Origin of the sequence: Hydrogenophaga pseudoflava, assembly GCF_031020795.1 — a bacterium.
In the GTDB taxonomy this organism is placed as follows: Bacteria; Pseudomonadota; Gammaproteobacteria; order Burkholderiales; family Burkholderiaceae_C; genus Hydrogenophaga; species Hydrogenophaga pseudoflava_A.
On sequence record NZ_JAVHJP010000004.1, the window covers coordinates 510,101 to 528,959 of the forward strand.

An 18,859-nucleotide genomic window follows, 5' to 3' on the forward strand; every position below is an offset into this window, starting at 1 on the left:
TCCGTTCGCCGTCAGGTGCCGCAGATCACTTGAGCACGTCGCCGATGCAGACGTACTTGATCTCGACGTAGTCGTCCATGCCGTAGTGCGAGCCCTCGCGGCCCAGGCCCGACTGCTTGACGCCGCCGAAGGGCACGTGCTCGGTCGCCAGGATGCCGACGTTCACGCCGACCATGCCGTACTCCAGCGCCTCGCTGACGCGCGTGATGCGGCCGATGTCGCGGCTGTAGAAGTAGCTGGCCAGGCCGAACTCGGTGTTGTTCGCCGCGTCGATGGCTTCCTGTTCGGTCTTGAACTTGAACACGGGCGCGAAGGGGCCGAAGGTCTCTTCGCGCGCGCACAGCATGTCGGCCGTGGCGTCGGCCACCACGGTGGGTTCGAAGAACTGGCCGGTGAGGCGCTTGCCACCCACCAGCACGCGGCCGCCCTTGGCCTGCGCGTCGGCGACGTGGCGCTCGACCTTCTGCAGCGCCGCTTCCTCGATCAGCGGGCCCTGGTTCACGCCGTCCTCGAAACCGTTGCCGACCTTGGCGGTCTTGACCTTGGCCGCGAATTTCTCGACGAAGGCGTCGTACACGCCTTCCTGCACGTAGAGGCGGTTGGAGCAGACGCAGGTCTGGCCGGCATTGCGGTATTTGCTGGCGAAGGCACCTTCGACGGCGGAGTCCAGGTCGGCGTCGTCGAACACGATGAAGGGTGCGTTGCCGCCCAGTTCCAGCGACATCTTCTTGACCGTGGGCGCGCTCTGCGCCATCAGGATGCGGCCGACTTCGGTGGAACCGGTGAAGCTGATGTGGCGCACCACGTCGGAGGCGCACAGCACCTTGCCCACGGCGATGGAGTTCTGGTCGTCGGCAGTGAGGATGTTGAGCACGCCGGCCGGGATGCCGGCGCGGATGGCGAGCTCCGCCGCGGCCAGGGCGGTCAGCGGGGTCAGCTCGGCCGGCTTGATGACCACCGGGCAGCCGGCGGCCAGCGCGGGAGCGACCTTGCGGGTGATCATGGCCAGCGGGAAGTTCCAGGGCGTGATGGCGGCGCAGACGCCGATGGGCTGCTTGAGGATCATCAGGCGGCGGTTGTTGTCGAACTGCGGCAGGGTCTCGCCGTTGACGCGCTTGGCCTCTTCGGCGAACCACTCGACGAAGCTGGCGCCGTAGGCCACTTCGCCCTTGGCCTCGGCCAGGGGCTTGCCCTGCTCGGCGGTCATCAGGCGGCCCAGGTCGTCCTGGTTCGCCATCAGCAGGTCGAACCACTTGCGCAGGATGATGCTGCGCTCCTTGGCGGTCTTGTTCTTCCACGGGCCCCAGGCCGCGTTGGCAGCGGCGATGGCGCGCTCGGCGTCGGCGGTGCCCAGATTGGCCACGTCGGCCAGCTTCAGGCCGGTGGCAGGGTCCAGCACGTCGAAGCGGCTGGCCCCTTTCACCCACTCGCCATTGATCAGGCCGTCGGTCTTGAGCAGGGTCGGGTCCTTGAGCAGGGCCAGGGGGGAGGTCTTCATGTCCATGCGGGTCTCCTTGAATGCAATGGGTGGAATGTTCTATTTCAGCGCGTCGGCGAGCCGCTTTTCGATCTGCGCGCCATTGCCCACCCAGAACGTCGGGTTGAAGGCGAGCGAGCGGCGCAGGTTGCCGGGGGCCGAGGGCAGGTCGCTGGGGGCCATCGACAGGTCGATCAGGTGGGCGTCGTCCACCACGCGCTTGCGCCCGTTGTCGTACTGCAGGATGGCGTTGTAGTGGGTCGGGCCGTAGGTGATCTCGCGCGAGAACGCGAGCTGGGCCGCGTCGGTGGTGGCGAAGTTCACGAAGGCGCGCGCCTGTTCGGCCCGGGGCGAACCCTTGACGATGGCCCAGTAGTCGATGTCGTAGATGGCGTCGGTCCACACTGTCGACAGCGTCGCGCCATCGGCCACGGCGGCCGAGATGCGGCCGTTGTAGGCGGTGCTCAGCACCACCTCGTTGTCGGCCAGCAGCTTGGGAGGTTGCGAGCCGGACTCCCACCAGACGATGTGGGGCTGCAGCTGCCGCAGCTTGGCCAGGGCGCGCTGCAGGCCGGGCTCGGTGGCCAGCATGTTGTAGACGTCGCGGCGGTGCACGCCGTCGGCCATCAGCGCGAATTCGAGGTTGTAGCGCGCGCCCTTGCGCATCGCGCGCTTGCCCGGGAATTTCTTCACGTCCCAGAAGTCGGCCCAGCTGCGCGGGGCGGTCTTGAGCGTGGCGCTGTTGTAAGCCATCACTGTGGACCAGACGAAGGCGCCCACGCCGCACTCCTGCACGCTGCCGGCCAGCAGCATGGACGCGTGGGGCAGCCTGCTCCTGTCGACCGGTTCGAACAGGCCTTCCCTGCAGCCGGTGGTCAGCTCGGAGGACTCGACCTCCACCACGTCCCACTCGACCTTGCGGGCCTGCACCATCTTGCGCACCGCGCCCAGGTCGCCGTCGTATTCGACCCCCTTGGCCGGCACCTTGCTGGCCTGGGTGAAGGGCCTGAGGAAGGCCACTTCCTGGGCTTTGCCGTTGGCGCCGCCGAAGTTGGCGACCACCAGTGGCTGGGACTGGGCCGAGGCCAGTGCAGGGATGGCGAGGGCCAGCAGAAGGAGAGGTCTGGAGAGGTGCATGGGCGTGGCGTCAGCGCATTTCGATTTCCACGAACACGACCTCGTGCGCGGTGGGGTTGATGACGTTGTGTTCCACGCCGACGTTGCGGGTGTAGGACTGGCCGGGGACCAGCGGCGAGGTGCGTTGGCCCTCCGGTGTTTCCAGCAGCAACTCGCCGCCGGTCATGGGCACCACGACGTAGTCGTGGGCGTGGCGGTGCCAGCCGGTCTCGGCGCCGGGCGCAAAACGCCACTCGGTCACGATGACGCGGTCGTTGGATATCTGGACCGTAGGGACGGCTTGCGGGCGGCTCATGGGATTCCTCTGTGTTCAGCGGTAGGCGACGCCGGGCAATACGCACAGCATTTCAAACAGCAGGTTGGCGCCGAGCAGCGCGGTGTTGCCGCTGGTGTCGTAGGCGGGCGAGACCTCGACCAGGTCGCAGCCCACCAGGTTCAGGCCGCGACAGCCGCGCACGATCTCCAGCGCCTGCGGCACGTTCAGGCCGCCGATCTCGGGCGTGCCGGTGCCGCCCGCGTAGGCGGGGTCGATGCCGTCGATGTCGAAGCTCAGGTAGGTGGGCGTGTCGGGGCCGATCTTTTCCCGGATCTGCGCCATCAGCGGCGCCAGCGACTGCCACCAGACCTCGTGCGCCGGCACGATGGTGAAGCCCTGCTGGCGCGGCCAGTCGAAGTCCTCGGCCGAATAGCCGCTGCCGCGCAGGCCGATCTGCCACACCTTGTCGCCGATCAGCAGGCCTTCCTCGACGGCGCGGCGGAACGGCGTGCCGTGCGCGATGCGCTCGCCGAACATGTCGGGGTTCACGTCGGCGTGGGCATCCACATGGATCAGCGCCACGGGGCCGTGCTTGGCCTTCATCGCGCGCAGGATCGGCAGGGCGATGGTGTGGTCGCCGCCCAGCGTGAGCGGGATGCAGCCGGCGTCGATGACCGGCCGGTAGTGCTGCTCGATGAGGTCGACCGACTTGAGCAGGTTGTAGGTGTTGATGGGCACGTCGCCCAGGTCGGCCACTTGCAGCGCATCGAAGGGCGCGGCGCCGGTGGCCATGTTGTAGGGGCGGATCAGGCAGGACTCGGCGCGGATCTGGCGCGGGCCGAAGCGGGCGCCCGGACGGTGGCTGGTGCCGATGTCCAGCGGGACGCCGATGAAGCCGGCGTTCAGGCCTTGGGCGCTGCTGGCGACGGGCAGCCGCATCATGCTGGCCAGGCCGCCGAAGCGCGGCATTTCATTGCCGCCCAGCGGCTGGTGGAAGGCGGTGGGGTCGGTCATGGGTCAGGTTCGGGGTTTGCTCAGCTGAAAGTCCAGATGGGCTTTCACGCTCGGCCATTCGCTGGCCACGATGCTGTAGACGCAGGTGTCGCGCAGCGCACCCTGTGCATCGGGGTGGCGGTTGATCTGGTGCGAGCGCAGCACGCCGTCGAGCTTGGCGCCCAGGCGCTCGATGCCGCGGCGGCTGGCGTGGTTGAACCAGTGGGTGCGGAACTCCACCGCGATGCAGTCCAGCGTTTCGAAAGCGTGGGCCAGCAGCAGGCGTTTGGCCTCGGTGTTGAGCGCGCTGCGCTGCACCGCCTGGCGGTACCAGGTGGAGCCGATCTCGACGCGGCGGTTCGCGGCGTCGATGTTCATGTAGGTCGTCATGCCCACGGCTTTGCCGCTGGGGTCCAGCACCGCAAACGGCAGCATGCTGCCGGCCTTCTGCAGCCCCAGGCGGCGCTGGATCTCTGCGGCCATGCCCTCGGGTGTGGGGATGGCGGTGTACCAGAGCTTCCAGAGTTCGCCGTCGCGCACCGCTTCGACCAGGTCCTCGTGGTGCCCGGGTCGCAGGGGCACCAGTTGGACGTGCCGACCGTGCAGCGTGGTGTCGTGCGTGAAGGGCATCAGATCACTTCCTTCTGCCGCGCAGCCACTCCAGCGTCAGCATCAGGGCCGTGGTAAACAAGATCAGCAGCGTGGCGACGGCGGCGATGGTGGGGGAGATGTTCTCGCGGATGCCGGTGAACATCTGGCGCGGCAGGGTCACCTGTTCGGGACCGGCGAGGAACAGGGTCACCACCACCTCGTCGAACGAGGTCGCGAAGGCGAACAGCGCACCCGAGATCACGCCCGGCGCGATGACGGGCAGCGTCACGCGGAAGAAGGTCTCCAGCGGGCTGGCGCCCAGGCTCAGGCTGGCTTTCACCAGGTTGTGATTGAAGCTCTGCAGCGTGGCCAGCACGGTGGTCACCACGAACGGCGCGCCCAGCGCGGCGTGCACGATCACCAGCCCGAGGTAGGAGTCGTTCAGGCCCCAGCGTGCGAAGTACAGGTAGGCGCTGACGCCGACCACGACGATGGGCACCACCATGGGCGAGATCAGCAGGCCGGTGATGAAGCCCTTGCCCAGGAACTTCGTGTTGGCCAGGCCCATGGCGGCCAGGGTGCCCAGCGTGGTTGCCAGCAGCGTGGCCAGCGGGGCCACGATGAAGCTGTTCCTGGTGGCGCGCGACCAGTCGTCGGAGGCGAACATCTCGTGGTACCACTTCAGCGACCAGCCTTCGATCGGGTAGGCCAGGAAGGACGAGTCGCTGAACGACAGCGGGATGATCACCAGCACCGGCATCAGCAGGAAGGCCAGCACGGCCAGACCCCCGGCGCGCAGGGCGAGCCAGCCAAGCTTGTCGAAGAAGGTGTAGTAGGCGGGAAAGTCGGGGAGCTTGAACATGGTGTTTTCCTGATCAACCCAGACTGAGTTCGGCCTTCGAGACCTTGCGGTAGATCGAATACAGGATCAGCGTGGTGGTCAGCAGCACGCCGCCGAGCGCGCAGGCCATGCCCCAGTTGACTTCGACGTTGGTGTACTGCGCGACGTAATAGCTCAGCATCTGGTCGCCCGCGCCGCCCAGCAGCGCCGGGGTCACGTAGTAGCCGATGCTGGTGATGAAGACCAGCAGGCCGCCGGCGGCCACGCCGGGGTAGGTCTGCGGCAGGTAGACGCGCACGAAGGCGGCGAACGGTGCGCTGCCCAGCGAGATGGCAGCGCGCAGGTAGTTGGGCGGCACCGACTTCATCACGCTGTAGAGCGGCAGGATGGCGAAGGGCAGCAGGATGTGCACCATCGCGATGATCACGCCCACACGGTTGAACAGCAGCGGGATCGGCGTGTCGGTCAGGCCGATCCACATGAGGAAGCGGTTGACCAGGCCGTTGTTCTGCAGCAGCACGATCCAGGCGGCGATGCGCACCAGCACCGAGGTCCAGAACGGCAGCAACACGAGGATCAGCAGGATGTTGGCCTTGCGCTCAGGCAGGGTCGAGAGCCAGTAGGCCAGCGGGTAGGCCAGCAACAGGCAGAAGAAGGTCACGACCGCGCTCATCTGGAAGGTGCGGCCGAGGATGTCGGAGAAGGCGGCCTCGTCGTCGGCGACTTTCACGATGTCGCCCTGCGGCGTGCGCTTGAGGTCGACCGCGGCCAGCAGGTAGTCGGGTGTCCAGCGCGAGCTGTTCTGGGCGATGGCCTGCCAGTAGGGCAGCTCTTCCCAGCGCGCGTCCTGCTCGATCAGCTTGGCCTTGGCCTGATCGGAGGACAGGTCCTTGAAACCCGAGTCTTCGGATTGCACGGCACGGTAGGTGCCCATGACCAGCGAACGTCCACCGGGGACTTCGCTGTTGAGGCGCCGCGCCAGCACGCCGGCCTGCGCGGTGTCCTCGATCGCCGAGAGGTCGGCGATCACCGCCGCGTAGGCGGCGGCGTCGGGCGGGCTGTTTCGATCCCAGCCGGCCAGCGCCTGTCCCGTGCGGGGCAGGGCGTCGGCGACTTCGGGGTTCTCCACCGCCCGCACCAGCAGCGATGCCAGCGGAACCAGGAAAAACACGACCAGAAAGGCCAGCAGCGGCAGCGTGAGCGCCACCGCGCGCTGTTTGCGGCGCCGCTCGGCGCGGCGCAGCTGCGTGGCCAGGTCCAGGGTTCCGCCGGCCATCATCATTGCGCCGCCCAGGCCGAGAAGCGCTTCTCCAGGGCTTCACCCTGGTCGGCCCAGAAGCCGACGTTGAACTGCAGCGCGTCCTTGCTGTTGGCAGCGGACGTGGGCAGCTGGCCCAGCACCTTGGCGTCGAGCTTGCCCAGCGCCTTGGTGTTGGTCGGGCCGTAGCTGATGTTCTTGGCGTACTCGGCCTGTGCATCGGCCGAGCTGGCCAGCGCGATGAACTTCAGGGCGGCGTCCTTGTTGGGCGTGCCCTTGGGCATGACCCAGTAGTCCAGGTCGTAGATGCCGCCGGTCCAGGTGATCTTCAGGTTCTTGCCTTCGCGCTGGGCGGCGTCGATGCGGCCGTTGTAGGCGGTGGTCATGGCCACGTCACCGGCGACCAGGAACTGCGGGGGCTGCGCACCGGCTTCCCACCACTGGATGCTGGGCTTGAGCTCGGTCATCTTCTTGAAGGCGCGCTCGGCACCGTCCTTGGTGGCCAGCACCTTGTAGACGTCGGCGGGCTTGACGCCGTCGGCCATCAGGGCGAACTCAAGGTTGTAGCGGGCGCCCTTGCGCATGCCGCGCTTGCCCGGAAATTTCTTGGTGTCCCAGAAATCGGCCCAGGTGGTCGGGGCGGTCTTGAGCTTGTCGCCGTCGTAGGCCATCACGGTGGACCACACGAAGGTGCCCACGCCGCAATCGTGCACGGCGGCCTTCTGGAAGTCGGCCTTGTTGCCAACCTTGGCCCAGTCCAGCTTCTCGAACAGGCCTTCGTCGCAGCCGCGGCTCAGGTCGGGGCTCTCCACTTCGACCACGTCCCAGGTGACCTTCTTGGCTTCGACCATGGCCTTGATCTTGGCCTGCTCGCCGTTGTATTCGACGGCGGTGATCTTGCCGCCCGCCTTCTCGAAGGGCTCGAAGTAGGCCTTCTTCTGCGCGGCGCCGTTGGCACCACCGAAGTTCACCACAGTCAGGCTCTGGGCCATGGCGGGCAGGGCCACCAGGGCGGCCACGGCAATCAGAACGGGTTTGAGTTTCATCTGGAGGATCTCCATGGGTTGAGGAACAGGGGAACGGGAAAGGGGAAACGGAAGCGGACGGGATCTCAGCGGTAGACGCGGAGATGTGTGGCGGGCAGGTGCAGGTGCACCGTCTGCCCGGCCTGCATGTGGCCCAGGTGCTGCAGCGGCACCTTGACACTCATCTCGGGTTGCTCGGGCACCTGGCAGCGCAGGCGCAGGTGGTCGCCGAAATAGATCACGTCGGTGATGGTGGCGGCCACGCGGTTGCCGGCCGAGTGGCCGGCGTCCACCACGGCGATGCGCTCGGGCCGCACGCTGCATTGCACCGTGTCGCCCACCTGGGCGTGGTTGACGTTGACGCCGTGCAGGTGCGTGCCGTCGGCCAGCTGCACCTCGCAGGTGTCGCCGTTGTTCTGGATCACGCGTGCGTCGAGCACCGAGTTGTCGCCCACGAAGCCGGCGACGAAACGGTTGGCCGGCGTCTCGTAGAGGCGGTCCACCGCGTCGATCTGCTGGATCACGCCTTCGTTGAACACGGCCACGCGGTCGGACATGGTGAGCGCTTCCGACTGGTCGTGCGTCACGTAGACGAAGGTCACGCCCAGGCTGCGGTGCAGGGCCTTCAGTTCGATCTGCATGTGTTCGCGCAGCTGCTTGTCCAGTGCGCCCAGCGGCTCGTCCATCAGCACCAGCTGCGGGTCGAACACCAGCGCGCGGGCCAGGGCCACGCGCTGCTGCTGGCCGCCGGACATCTGCGACGGGTAGCGCTGGCCCATGTGGCCCATCTGCACCATGTCGAGCGCGCGCTTGACCTTGGTGTCGATGTCGTTGCGGTCGAGCTTGCGCACCGTCAGCGGGTAGGCGATGTTGTCCGCCACGGTCATGTGCGGGAACAGCGCGTAGTTCTGGAACACCATGCCGAAGTTGCGCTTGTGCGGCGGGGTGCGCGTGATGGGTACCCCATTGAGCGCGATCTCGCCGGAAGTCGGCGACTCGAAGCCGGCGAGCATCATCAGCGTGGTGGTCTTGCCCGAGCCCGACGGGCCCAGCAGCGAGAGAAATTCCCCCTTCTGGATCTCGAGGTTGAGGTCGCGCACCACCAGGGTGTGGCCGTCGTATGTTTTCTGCACACCGGTGAAGGTGACGAGTGCGGAAGGGGAGGTCATGAACGCTTGGTTGAATGTAGGAACAGGCCCGGCGGGCGGATCATCTGGGTGTATGCAACCACCGTGCCTGGTGGGCGTCCAGTGCGGGCGGTGGCAGGTCGGCGACCGGGCGCTCGCCATCGAACAGCATGGGGTTGGCGACCATCGGCGGGGTCTGCGCGTCGCGAGGTTGTAGCGCCATTCCGCGCGCCGCCACATGCGGATGTTCCATGACTTGAGCAATGTCAAGAATCGGTGCGCAGGGCACACCCGCCTGGTCCAGCAAAGCCACCCATTCGGCCGTGTCTTTCGTCATCGTCCAACCGGTCACCAGTGGCACCAGCGTGGCGCGGTGTTCGACGCGGGCGGGGTTGGTCGAGAAGCGCGCATCGCGCGAGACCGCAGGCTGGCCGGCGGCGTCGCAGAACTTGGCGAACTGGCCGTCGTTGCCCACCGCCAGCACCATGTGGCCATCGCGCGTGGGGAACACCTGGTAGGGCACGATGTTCGGGTGCGCGTTGCCCATGCGCGTCGGGGTCCTGTGTCCGATGAGCTGGTTGCTGGCCTGGTTGGCCAGCATGGCCACCTGCACGTCGAACAGCGCGGCGTCGATGATCCGGCCCTTGCCGGTGCGCGCGCGCTCGTGCAGCGCGGCGAGGATGGCGGTGGTCGCGTAGACGCCGGTCATCAGGTCCGTCACCGCGACACCCACTTTCTGCGGCTCTTCGCCCCTGTTGCCGGTGATGCTCATCAGGCCGCCTTCGGCCTGGATGGCGAAGTCGTAGCCGGCCTTGTGCGCCAGCGGACCGGTCTGGCCGTAGCCGGTGATGGAGCAGTAGATCAGGCGCGGGTTGATGGCCTGCAGGCTCACCGCATCCAGACCGTAGCGCGCCAACTGGCCCACCTTGTAGTTTTCAATGAGCACGTCCGCCTCCCGCGCCAGTTCGCGCACGGTCTGGATGCCCTCGGGCGAGGCGATGTCGATCGCGACCGAGCGCTTGCCACGGTTGGCGCAGACGAAGTACGCGGCCACGCGTGATTCACCTTCGCCCCACCACGGTGGGCCCCAGGTGCGGGTGTCGTCACCGGCGCCCGGGCGCTCGACCTTGAGCACCTCGGCGCCATAGTCGGCCAGCATCTGGCCGGCCCAGGGACCGGCCAGCACCCGGGAGAGATCGAGCACTCGAACGCCCGCGAGCGGGCGGGGGGGCTGGGAGCTCATTGAGCGGATGCAGTGAGGGCGGCGGCCATGATGTCCAGACCTTCGTCCAGCAGCGCGTCGCTGGCCACCAGCGGCACCAGCACGCGGATCACGTTGGCGTAGACGCCGCAGCTCAGCAGGATCAGGCCGCGCTTCTGCGCCTCGGCCACCATGCGCTTGGTCAGGTCGGCGTCGGGCTGGAGCGGGTCGCCGTTCTTGCACAGCTCGATGGCCACCATGGCGCCCAGGCCGCGCACTTCGGCGATGCAGTTGTGCTGGGCCTGCAGCGCCTTGAGGCGGCCGGTCAGGCGCTCACCCACGGCGCGGCTGCGCTCCAGCAGGTTTTCCTTCTCGAAGGTCTCGATCACCGCCAGCGCAGACGCGCAGGCCAGCGGGTTGCCGGCGTAGGTGCCGCCCAGGCCACCCACGGCGGCGGCGTCCATGACCTCGGCCTTGCCGATCACGGCCGACAGCGGCATGCCGCCGGCCAGCGACTTGGCCATGGTGATCACGTCGGGCGCCACGCCCCACTGCTCGCAGGCCAGCCAGGTGCCGGTGCGGCCGGCGCCGGTCTGCACTTCGTCGGCGATCAGCAGGATGCCGTGCTGGTCGCACAGGGCGCGCAGGCGCTGGGCGAACGCGGGCGAGGCGGCGTAGAAGCCGCCTTCGCCTTGCACCGGCTCCAGGATGATGGCGGCCACGCGCGACGCTTCCACGTCGTACTTGAACAGCGCTTCCACCGACGCGATGGCGTCGTCTTCGCTCACGCCATGCAGCGGGTTCGGGAACTTGGCGTGGAACACCTCGGCCGGGAAGGGGCCGAAGCCCGCCTTGTACGGGGCGACCTTGCCGGTCAGCGCCATGCCCATCAGGGTGCGGCCGTGGAAGCCGCCCCCGAAGGCGATGACGGCGGAGCGCTTGGTGTAGGCGCGGGCCACCTTGACCGCGTTTTCCACCGCCTCGGCGCCGGTGGTCAGGAAGAAGCTTTTCTTGGCGAAATTGCCGGGTGCCATGGCGTTGAGCTTCTCGGCCAGTTCCACATAGGACTCGTAGGCCAGCACCTGGAAGCAGGTGTGCGTGAAGCGCTCGAGCTGTTCGGCCACGGCCTTGACCAGGGCCGGGTGGCGGTGACCGGTGTTGAGCACCGCGATGCCGCCGGCGAAGTCGATGTAGCGCCGGCCTTCCACGTCCCACACCTCGGCGCCTTCGGCGCGGTCGGCAAAGATCTCGAAGCCCTGGCCCAGCCCGTTGGGCAGGGCGGCACGGCGGCGGGCCATCAGGGCGGCGTTGGTGAAGTGGGGTTCGCGTTGCATGCAGGGCTCCGTTCGTGAAGAGATTTCAGACTGGGGCGCACTGTAGGCGCCAACGCCGGCCGCTAACATATACAGACACTGGCTGCACAGCGATGCACTGTATAGCCCTGCAGGCCTGTACAGACAAACCCCAATTCCCCCCGACCATGTTCTCCCTTAACCCGAAAGGCGCGACCCCGCTGGTGGTGCAGATCGTCGAGGGTTTCCGCGCCGCCATCCAGAGTGGAGGCCTGCGCCCGGGCTCCAAGGCCCCTTCGATCCGCCAGTTTGCGCATGCGCACGGGGTCAGCACCTATACAGTTGTCGACGCCTACGACCGGCTGGTGGCCCTGGGCTACTTCGTGTCGCGCCCGCATTCGGGCTTTTTCGTGCGCCAGCGCGAGGCCCTGGCCCGGCTGGCCGCCGGCAGCGCGCCGGCCGAAGCCGCCAATTACAACTTCGACTCCATGTGGTACCTGCGGCGGGTGTTCGAGGCGCGGGCGCTGCGCATGAAGCCCGGCTGCGGCTGGCTGCCCGGCGACTGGCTGTTCGAGGAAGGCATGAGGCGCAGCCTGCGCACCCTGGCGGCGGAGAACGTGGACCTGGGCGGCTACGGCGAGCCGAAGGGCTTCATGCCGCTGCGCCAGCTGGTGCGCGACCTGCTGGCCGAACAGGAGATCGCCGTCAGCGCCGACCAGGTGCTGCTCACCCAGGGCTCCAGCCAGGCCATGGACCTGGTGGCGCGCCGCCTGGTGCGGCCGGGCGATGCGGTGCTGGTGGACGACCCCGGCTACCCGAACATGCTGTTCTCGCTGCGCTTCCTGGGCGCGCGCCTGATCGGCGTGCCGCGCACGCCCGACGGCTACGACCTGGCCGCGCTGGAGGCGCTGGTGAAGGAGCACCAGCCCAAGGTGTTCTTCACCCAGCCGCGCCTGCAAAGCCCCACCGGCTCGGTGGCCAACCTGGCCCACCTGCACCGCGTGGTCCTGCTGGCCGAGCAGCACCAGTTCACCGTGGTCGAAAACGACATCTACGCCGACCTGGACCCGGAGCCGCGGCCTTCGCTGGCCAGCCTGGACCAGTTGCAGCGCGTGGTCTACATCAGCAGCTTCTCCAAGACCATCTCGCCCAACATCCGCGTGGGCTACATGGCTGCGCCGCCGGATCTGCTGGAGGATTTCGCCCAGCTCAAGATGATTTCGGGCCTGACCTCGTCCGAATTCAGCGAGCGCCTGGCCTATGGCGCCCTGGTCGACGGCCGCTGGCGCAAGCACCTGCGCGGCCTGCGCGAGCGGCTGGCGCAGGCGCACCAGCGGGTCGGCCAGGCGCTGGAGAGCCTGGGCTTCGACCTGTTCTGCGAGCCCAAGGCCGGCATGTTCCTCTGGGCGCGCCACCCCGACATCCAGAACGCCACCGAACTGGCCTACCAGGCGGCCGAGCAGGACATCCTGCTCGGCCCCGGCCACCTGTTCGACCCGGAGCTGCAGCCCAGCCCCTGGTTCCGTTTCAATGTCGCCTTCACCGACGATCCGCGCGTGCTGAGCTTCCTCAGTGACCACCGCCACGCCGGGTGAGCGCGCAGTTTGCGAAAATACGAGGTTTCGCGCCCGCGTCAGCCGGCGCCACCCCCTGACAACCCCCACAGACAGGCCACCATGACCGTCCCCGCCGTTGCTTCCGTCGCCGACATCCGAAAGACCTTCCTGGACTTCTTCGCCTCCAAGGGCCACACCGTGGTGGCGTCCAGCCCGCTGGTGCCGGGCAACGACCCTACGCTGATGTTCACCAACTCGGGCATGGTCCAGTTCAAGGACGTGTTCCTGGGCACCGACAAGCGCAGCTATGTGCGCGCCGCGTCCGTCCAGGCCTGTCTGCGCGCCGGCGGCAAGCACAACGACCTGGAGAACGTGGGCTACACCGCCCGCCACCACACCTTCTTTGAGATGCTGGGCAACTGGTCCTTCGGCGACTACTTCAAGCGCGAATCGCTGAAGTGGGCCTGGGAGCTGCTGACCCAGGTCTACAAGCTGCCACCCGAGCGCCTGCTGGCCACGGTCTACGCCGAGGACGACGAGGCCTACGACATCTGGACCAAGGAAATTGGTCTGCCGCCCGAGCGCGTGATCCGCATCGGCGACAACAAGGGCGGCCGCTACAAGAGCGACAACTTCTGGATGATGGCCGACACCGGCCCGTGCGGCCCCTGCTCGGAGATCTTCTACGACCACGGCCCCGAGATCCCCGGCGGCCCCCCGGGCAGCCCCGACGAAGACGGCGACCGCTTCATCGAGATCTGGAACAACGTGTTCATGCAGTTCGACATGAAGGAGGACGGTTCCGTCACGCCGCTGCCCGCGCCCTGCGTGGACACCGGCATGGGCCTGGAGCGCCTGGCCGCCATCCTGCAGCACGTGCACAGCAACTATGAGATCGACATCTTCGACGCGCTGATCAAGGCTGCGGCGCGCGAAACGCACACGAGCGACCTCGCCAACCCCTCGCTCAAGGTGATTGCCGACCACATCCGCGCCACCTCGTTCCTGATCAGCGACGGCGTGATCCCGTCGAACGAAGGCCGCGGCTATGTGCAGCGCCGCATCATCCGCCGCGCCATCCGCCACGGCTACAAGCTGGGCCAGAAGACCCCGTTCTTCCACAAGCTGGTGCCCGACCTGGTGAAGATGATGGGCGAGGCCTACCCGAACATGGCCTCGCAGGCCCAGCGCATCACCGAGGTGCTCAAGGCCGAGGAAGAGCGCTTCTACGAGACCCTGGCCAACGGCATGGAGATCCTCGACGCGGCCCTGGCCGACGGCGCGAAAGTGCTGCCGGGCGACGTGGCCTTCAAGCTGCACGACACCTACGGTTTCCCGCTCGACCTGTCGGGCGACGTCTGCCGCGAGCGCGGTGTGGCCGTCGACGAAGCGGGCTTCCACGCCGCCATGGAAGCGCAGAAGGCCAAGGGCCGCGCGGCCGGCAAGTTCAAGATGGACAAGGTGCTGGAATACAGCGGCGTCGGCAACACCTTCGTCGGTTACGAGCAGCTCGAAGCGCCGGCCAAGGTGGTCGCGCTGTACCTGTACGGCACGGCCGTGGCCGAGCTCAAGGCCGGTCAGCAGGGCGTCGTGGTGCTGGACACCACGCCGTTCTACGCCGAGAGCGGTGGTCAGGTGGGTGACGAGGGTGTCATCACCAGCGGCTCCGCCCGGTTCGCCGTCGGTGACACGCAGAAGATCAAGGCCGACGTGTTCGGCCACCACGGTGCGGTGGAGCAGGGCACGCTGGCCGTGGGCGACACGGTCACCGCGTCGGTCAACCTGGCGCTGCGCGCGGCCACCGTGCGCAACCACAGCGCCACCCACCTGATGCACAAGGCCCTGCGCGAGGTGCTGGGCACCCACGTGCAGCAGAAGGGTTCGCTGGTCAACGCCGAGCGCACGCGCTTCGACTTCACCCACAACGCGCCCGTGACCGACGCGCAGATCCGCCAGGTCGAGGCCATCGTGAACGCCGAAGTGCTGGCCAACGCCGCGGCCAGGGCCGAGCTGATGGACATCGAGGCGGCCAAGCAGACCGGCGCCATGATGCTGTTCGGCGAGAAGTACGGCGACATCGTGCGCGTGCTGAGCATCGGCAGCACCACCGAACTGTGCGGCGGTACCCATGTGAAGGCGACCGGCGACATCGGCCTCTTCAAGATCGTGGGTGAAGGCGGCGTGGCCGCTGGCGTGCGCCGCATCGAGGCGGTGACCGGCACCGGTGCGCTGGCCTACCTGCAGTCGCTGGAAGACACGGTGAACCAGGCCGCTGGCACGCTCAAAGCCCCGACCGCCGAACTGACGGCCCGCATCGGCCAGACGCTGGAGCAGGTCAAGGCACTGGAGAAGGAAGTGGCTGCGCTCAAGGGCAGGCTGGCCTCCAGCCAGGGCGACGAACTCGTGACCCAGGCGGTGGACGTCAAGGGCCTCAAGGTGCTGGCCGCGGTGCTGGCCGGCGCCGACGCCAAGACCCTGCGCGACACCATGGACAAGCTCAAGGACAAGCTCAAGACCGCCGCCATCGTGCTGGCCGCCGTGGACGGCGGCAAGGTGCAGCTGGCTGCAGGAGTGACGGCCGACAGCATGGCCAAGATCAAGGCCGGCGAGCTGGTGAACTTCGTCGCGCAGCAGGTGGGCGGCAAGGGCGGCGGCAAGCCCGACATGGCCATGGCCGGCGGCACCGACGCCTCGGGTCTGCCCAAGGCGCTGGCGTCGGTGCAGGCCTGGGTTTCGGAACGGCTGTAAACCTCAGAGCGGGCTGGGCCAGCCCAGGTGCAACCCGCTGTCAAACCGCCTGGCTTCGCCCGTCACCGGGTCGGTGAAGGCGATGGACCGCGCCAGCAGGCGCAGCGGGTCCGCAAAATCCTCGGGTTCCCCCGGCCCGCGCCGCACGCGCGGGTAGAACTGGTCGCCCGCCAGCGGCAGGCCCAGCGCGGCCATGTGCACGCGCAGCTGGTGGCGCTTGCCGGTGACGGGCTCCAGCCGGTAGCGGGCCCAGGCGCCGCGCCGCTCCAGCAGGGCGATGGCGGTTTCGCTGTTGGGCTCGCCTTCGGTTTCGGTCATGCGGTAGAAGGCCGCGGGGTCTTCGGCCATGCGGCTGCGGTGCCGCCGCGGCAGCGCCAGCGCCGGGTCGAACGGCGCCACGGCTTCGTAGACCTTGTCCACCGTGCGTTCGCGGAACAGCGCCTGGTAGGCGCCGCGGTCCTGTGGGCGCACGCTGAACACCACCAGACCCGCGGTTTCGCGGTCGATGCGGTGGATCGGGCTGAGCGTGTCGATGCCGGTGGCCTGCTTGAGCCGCACCAGCAGGCTCTGCTGCACGAAGCGGCCGGTGGGCGTCACGGGCAGAAAGTGCGGCTTGTCGACCACCAGCAGGTGCGTGTCCTGGAACCGCACCACGGCCTCGAACGGGATCTCGGGCTCGTCGTCCAGCGCGCGCCAGTAGTACAGCCGCCCGCCGCCGCGGTAGGCGTCCGCCGTGCGCACCGGCTGTCCTTGCTCGTCCAGCACCTGGCCGTCCACGAGGCGCCGTTGCCAGGCGTCGCGGTCCACCGCGGGCAGACGATCGGCCAGGAAGTCCAGCAGCGTCGGCCAGCGCGGCTCGCCGGGCGGCAGCAGCGGCAGCGCCACGCAACTGGGCGAAACGCCATCGCGGGTCGGGATCAGGGGGTTCTTGGGCGGGCGGGCCATGGGGGTGGTGAGCGGGAGAAGCGGGTATTCTCTGCGCCTCCCCACCCAGACCTTGCCGCGATGATCTCTGTGCCGACCCAGCGTTCTGATATCTCTGCCCGCCGCTGGCGCCTGTTTGGTGCGCTGGTGCTGTCGCTGCCCCTGCTGGGCGGCTGTGCGGTGATCGCTGTGGCCGATGTCGCTGCCTCGGCGGTGGTGGGAGTAGCCGGGCTGGCGGTCGACGCCGCCGTGGGCACGGCCCGCATCGGCGGCAAGATCATCGGCGCCGGGGCCGACGCCGTGCTCGACGACGATGAGGACGAGGGCGCGAAGGACGACTGAGCCTGGCGGCGGGCTCAGACCCGCCGGAACACCAAGTCCCAGACGCCGTGGCCGAGCTGGAGGCCCCGGTTCTCGAACTTGGTCAGCGGGCGGTAGTCGGGCTTGGGTGCGTATCCGTCACCGTCGGCAGGCGAGGTGTTCTGCAGCAGCGGCTCGGCCGACAGCACCGCCAGCATCTGCTCGGCGTAGGGCTGCCAGTCGGTGGCCAGGTGCAGGTAGCCGCCGGGCCTGAGGTGGCGGGCCAGCCGGTTCACGAACGGCGTCTGGATCAGGCGGCGCTTGTGGTGGCGGCTCTTGTGCCAGGGGTCGGGGAAGAAGATGTGCACGCCGTCCAGGCTCTGCTCGGGCAGCATGTGGTCCAGCACCTCGACCGCGTCGTGGCGGAAGATGCGGATGTTCTCGAGGCCCTGTTCGCCGCAGAGTTTGAGAAGGGCGCCCACCCCGGGCTCGTGCACCTCGCAGCACAGGAAGTTGTCGGCGGGCCGCGTCTGGGCGATCTGCGCCGTGGCGCCGCCCATGCCGAAGCCGATCTCCATGATCAGCGGCGCGGACCGGCCAAAGGCCGCGGCGGGGTCCAGCGGGGTGGATGCGTCGTAGTGGAGCAGGAAGCGCGGGCCGAACTGCTCGTAGGCGCGCTGTTGCCCCGGGCCCACGCGGCCGGTGCGCAGCACGTAGCTCTTGACCACGCGCATGAAGGGCTTGGACGGGGTGCCCGGCGGGGCGGTTTCGGGGGTGTGGGGAGTGGAATCGTCGGACATGTCGGGCTGCCACAGGCCTTGGATCGCCCGGGGCCCGTGATTGTAGGTGCGGGGCTGTACTGAAAAAGAATGTGCCTTGCCAGGCTGTGCGATGGGCGGTCCCATCGGGCGTATGAAAGTTGCTTCACAAGGCGTGGGCGATGGGTAGCATTCGCGGCATCTTCGTTGGGAATTCATGACACACCACACCACATCCATTCGTCGCGGCCTCACCCGCCGAGCTTTTGCCGGCGGTGTCGCTGGTGCCGCCACCCTGGCGGTGCCCGTGTTGCGGGCGCAGTCGTCCAACCGCATTGTGCTGGGCCAGTCGGCCGCCTTCACCGGCGCGGCCGCCCAGCTGGGCATCCAGTTCCATGCGGGTGCCAAGCTGTTCTTCGACCAGTACAACGCCCAGGGCTCGGGCCGGGCCCGGGTCGAGATCGAGCAGATGGACGATGGCTACGAGCCGGACCGCTGCGCAGAGAACACCCAGAAGTTGCTGGACAAGGACGTGTTCGCGCTGTTCGGCTACATCGGCACGCCCACCAGCGTGGCGGCACTGCCGCTGGCGACCAAGGCGGAGATGCCGTTCATCGCGCCGTTCACCGGTGCCATGTCGCTGCGCCAGCCCTTCAACCGCATGGCCTTTCACCTGCGGGCCTCGTACAACGACGAGACCGAGCTGATCGTCAAGAACCTGGTCAACCTCGGGCTGACCCGTGTGGCGGTGTTCCACCAGAACGACGCTTACGGCAAAGCCGGGCTGGACGGCACCGTGCTGGCGCTGGCCAGTCGCGGGCTCAAGCCTGTGGCGACCGGCACGGTCGAGCGCAACACGGTGGACGTGGCGGCGGCGGTGGCCACCATCAATGCCGCCAATCCGCAGGCCGTGGTGCAGATCAGTGCCTACAAGTCCTGCGCCGCGTACATCCGTGCAGCGCGCAAGGCGGGTTTCGGGGGCAGCTTCTACAACGTGTCCTTCGTGGGCACGCAGGCGCTGGCCGACGAACTGGGCAAGGAAGGCGCTGGCGTGGTGGTGTCGCAAGTGGTGCCCAATCCGTTCAGCACCGCCAAGCCCATCACCCGCGAATTCCGCGACGCCATCTCCCAGGGCGGCAACAAGGTGCAGGCCAATTTCTCCAGTCTGGAGGGCTACCTGGCCGCCAGACTGGTGGCCGAAGGCCTGCGGCGCGCGGGAGGCCGTTCGGGCCGCGATGGTCTGATCAGCGGTCTGGAGGCGATTGGCGACACCTCGTTCGAGGGCTACGCGATCGCACTCGGCCCGAAAGACCACGTCGCATCGTCGTTCGTCGAGCTCTCGATGCTGACCGGCGACGGGAAGGTCCGGACCTGA

17 protein-coding genes are annotated in these 18,859 nt (G+C 68.0%); 4 read left to right on the top strand and 13 right to left on the bottom strand.

Annotated features, from left to right (window positions below):
- Window positions 1-25: 25 nt before the first annotated feature.
- The 11 genes from RCO38_RS16005 to gabT form a co-directional block, all read right to left on the bottom strand.
- The gene (locus RCO38_RS16005) at window positions 26-1,504 is read right to left on the bottom strand and encodes an NAD-dependent succinate-semialdehyde dehydrogenase (protein ID WP_308329341.1); all 1,479 of its coding nucleotides are present in this window, start codon (window positions 1,502-1,504) and stop codon (window positions 26-28) included.
- A 33-nt stretch (window positions 1,505-1,537) separates the two neighbouring features.
- Entirely contained in the window at window positions 1,538-2,614 is a 1,077-nt protein-coding gene (locus RCO38_RS16010; protein WP_308329342.1) for an ABC transporter substrate-binding protein, read from the bottom strand.
- 10 nt (window positions 2,615-2,624) lie between these two features.
- Window positions 2,625-2,909, bottom strand: a complete 285-nt coding sequence (locus RCO38_RS16015) for a cupin domain-containing protein (RefSeq protein WP_308329343.1) — start codon at window positions 2,907-2,909, stop codon at window positions 2,625-2,627.
- 15 nt (window positions 2,910-2,924) lie between these two features.
- Window positions 2,925-3,884, bottom strand: coding sequence for an agmatinase (gene speB / locus RCO38_RS16020; protein WP_308329344.1), 960 nt, complete (start codon window positions 3,882-3,884; stop codon window positions 2,925-2,927).
- 3 nt (window positions 3,885-3,887) lie between these two features.
- Window positions 3,888-4,493: a GNAT family N-acetyltransferase gene (locus RCO38_RS16025; RefSeq protein WP_308329345.1), complete on the bottom strand. Its 606-nt coding sequence runs from the start codon at window positions 4,491-4,493 to the stop codon at window positions 3,888-3,890.
- A gap of 4 nt (window positions 4,494-4,497) precedes the next feature.
- Window positions 4,498-5,316, bottom strand: a complete 819-nt coding sequence (locus tag RCO38_RS16030) for an ABC transporter permease (protein ID WP_308329346.1) — start codon at window positions 5,314-5,316, stop codon at window positions 4,498-4,500.
- A gap of 13 nt (window positions 5,317-5,329) precedes the next feature.
- Entirely contained in the window at window positions 5,330-6,574 is a 1,245-nt protein-coding gene (locus tag RCO38_RS16035) for an ABC transporter permease (RefSeq protein ID WP_374694544.1), read from the bottom strand.
- Window positions 6,574-7,599 carry an ABC transporter substrate-binding protein gene (locus RCO38_RS16040; protein ID WP_308329348.1) on the bottom strand — a complete coding sequence of 342 codons (1,026 nt, stop codon included), beginning with the start codon at window positions 7,597-7,599 and terminating at the stop codon, window positions 6,574-6,576. Before RCO38_RS16040 ends, RCO38_RS16035 begins: the two co-directional genes overlap by 1 nt.
- Window positions 7,600-7,664: 65 nt before the next feature.
- Window positions 7,665-8,747 (bottom strand): ABC transporter ATP-binding protein, encoded by a 1,083-nt coding sequence (locus tag RCO38_RS16045; RefSeq protein WP_308329349.1) that lies wholly within the window; start codon window positions 8,745-8,747, stop codon window positions 7,665-7,667.
- 40 nt (window positions 8,748-8,787) lie between these two features.
- Window positions 8,788-9,948, bottom strand: coding sequence for a CaiB/BaiF CoA transferase family protein (locus RCO38_RS16050; RefSeq protein ID WP_308329350.1), 1,161 nt, complete (start codon window positions 9,946-9,948; stop codon window positions 8,788-8,790).
- Window positions 9,945-11,240, bottom strand: coding sequence for a 4-aminobutyrate--2-oxoglutarate transaminase (gabT, locus tag RCO38_RS16055; RefSeq protein WP_308329351.1), 1,296 nt, complete (start codon window positions 11,238-11,240; stop codon window positions 9,945-9,947). The genes RCO38_RS16050 and gabT overlap by 4 nt, the downstream gene beginning before the upstream one ends.
- A 146-nt stretch (window positions 11,241-11,386) precedes the next feature.
- On the opposite strand from gabT, the gene RCO38_RS16060 reads away from it, so the two are divergent.
- Both RCO38_RS16060 and alaS read left to right on the top strand, forming a co-directional pair.
- The gene (locus tag RCO38_RS16060; protein WP_308329352.1) at window positions 11,387-12,793 is read left to right on the top strand and encodes an aminotransferase-like domain-containing protein; all 1,407 of its coding nucleotides are present in this window, start codon (window positions 11,387-11,389) and stop codon (window positions 12,791-12,793) included.
- An 81-nt stretch (window positions 12,794-12,874) separates the two neighbouring features.
- Window positions 12,875-15,502, top strand: a complete 2,628-nt coding sequence (gene alaS, locus RCO38_RS16065) for an alanine--tRNA ligase (RefSeq protein ID WP_308329353.1) — start codon at window positions 12,875-12,877, stop codon at window positions 15,500-15,502.
- Window positions 15,503-15,505: 3 nt separating this feature from the next.
- On the opposite strand, the gene RCO38_RS16070 is transcribed toward alaS, so the two are convergent.
- Window positions 15,506-16,447, bottom strand: coding sequence for a pseudouridine synthase (locus RCO38_RS16070; protein WP_308329354.1), 942 nt, complete (start codon window positions 16,445-16,447; stop codon window positions 15,506-15,508).
- A 60-nt stretch (window positions 16,448-16,507) separates the two neighbouring features.
- Between RCO38_RS16070 and RCO38_RS16075 the strand changes: the two genes are divergently transcribed.
- Window positions 16,508-16,768: a hypothetical protein gene (locus RCO38_RS16075; protein WP_308329355.1), complete on the top strand. Its 261-nt coding sequence runs from the start codon at window positions 16,508-16,510 to the stop codon at window positions 16,766-16,768.
- A 14-nt stretch (window positions 16,769-16,782) separates the two neighbouring features.
- Here RCO38_RS16075 and trmB read toward each other — a convergent pair whose 3' ends face one another.
- The gene (gene trmB / locus RCO38_RS16080) at window positions 16,783-17,526 is read right to left on the bottom strand and encodes a tRNA (guanosine(46)-N7)-methyltransferase TrmB (RefSeq protein ID WP_308329356.1); all 744 of its coding nucleotides are present in this window, start codon (window positions 17,524-17,526) and stop codon (window positions 16,783-16,785) included.
- 175 nt (window positions 17,527-17,701) lie between these two features.
- Between trmB and RCO38_RS16085 the strand changes: the two genes are divergently transcribed.
- Entirely contained in the window at window positions 17,702-18,859 is a 1,158-nt protein-coding gene (locus RCO38_RS16085; protein WP_308329357.1) for an ABC transporter substrate-binding protein, read from the top strand.

Coding starts and splice junctions, on each gene's coding strand:
- RCO38_RS16005 (WP_308329341.1), bottom strand. CDS start 1,504: ATGGACATGAAGACCTCCCCCCTGGCCCTGCTCAAGGACCCGACCCTG.
- RCO38_RS16010 (WP_308329342.1), bottom strand. CDS start 2,614: ATGCACCTCTCCAGACCTCTCCTTCTGCTGGCCCTCGCCATCCCTGCA.
- RCO38_RS16015 (WP_308329343.1), bottom strand. CDS start 2,909: ATGAGCCGCCCGCAAGCCGTCCCTACGGTCCAGATATCCAACGACCGC.
- speB (WP_308329344.1), bottom strand. CDS start 3,884: ATGACCGACCCCACCGCCTTCCACCAGCCGCTGGGCGGCAATGAAATG.
- RCO38_RS16025 (WP_308329345.1), bottom strand. CDS start 4,493: ATGCCCTTCACGCACGACACCACGCTGCACGGTCGGCACGTCCAACTG.
- RCO38_RS16030 (WP_308329346.1), bottom strand. CDS start 5,316: ATGTTCAAGCTCCCCGACTTTCCCGCCTACTACACCTTCTTCGACAAG.
- RCO38_RS16035 (WP_374694544.1), bottom strand. CDS start 6,574: ATGATGGCCGGCGGAACCCTGGACCTGGCCACGCAGCTGCGCCGCGCC.
- RCO38_RS16040 (WP_308329348.1), bottom strand. CDS start 7,599: ATGAAACTCAAACCCGTTCTGATTGCCGTGGCCGCCCTGGTGGCCCTG.
- RCO38_RS16045 (WP_308329349.1), bottom strand. CDS start 8,747: ATGACCTCCCCTTCCGCACTCGTCACCTTCACCGGTGTGCAGAAAACA.
- RCO38_RS16050 (WP_308329350.1), bottom strand. CDS start 9,948: ATGAGCTCCCAGCCCCCCCGCCCGCTCGCGGGCGTTCGAGTGCTCGAT.
- gabT (WP_308329351.1), bottom strand. CDS start 11,240: ATGCAACGCGAACCCCACTTCACCAACGCCGCCCTGATGGCCCGCCGC.
- RCO38_RS16060 (WP_308329352.1), top strand. CDS start 11,387: ATGTTCTCCCTTAACCCGAAAGGCGCGACCCCGCTGGTGGTGCAGATC.
- alaS (WP_308329353.1), top strand. CDS start 12,875: ATGACCGTCCCCGCCGTTGCTTCCGTCGCCGACATCCGAAAGACCTTC.
- RCO38_RS16070 (WP_308329354.1), bottom strand. CDS start 16,447: ATGGCCCGCCCGCCCAAGAACCCCCTGATCCCGACCCGCGATGGCGTT.
- RCO38_RS16075 (WP_308329355.1), top strand. CDS start 16,508: ATGATCTCTGTGCCGACCCAGCGTTCTGATATCTCTGCCCGCCGCTGG.
- trmB (WP_308329356.1), bottom strand. CDS start 17,526: ATGTCCGACGATTCCACTCCCCACACCCCCGAAACCGCCCCGCCGGGC.
- RCO38_RS16085 (WP_308329357.1), top strand. CDS start 17,702: ATGACACACCACACCACATCCATTCGTCGCGGCCTCACCCGCCGAGCT.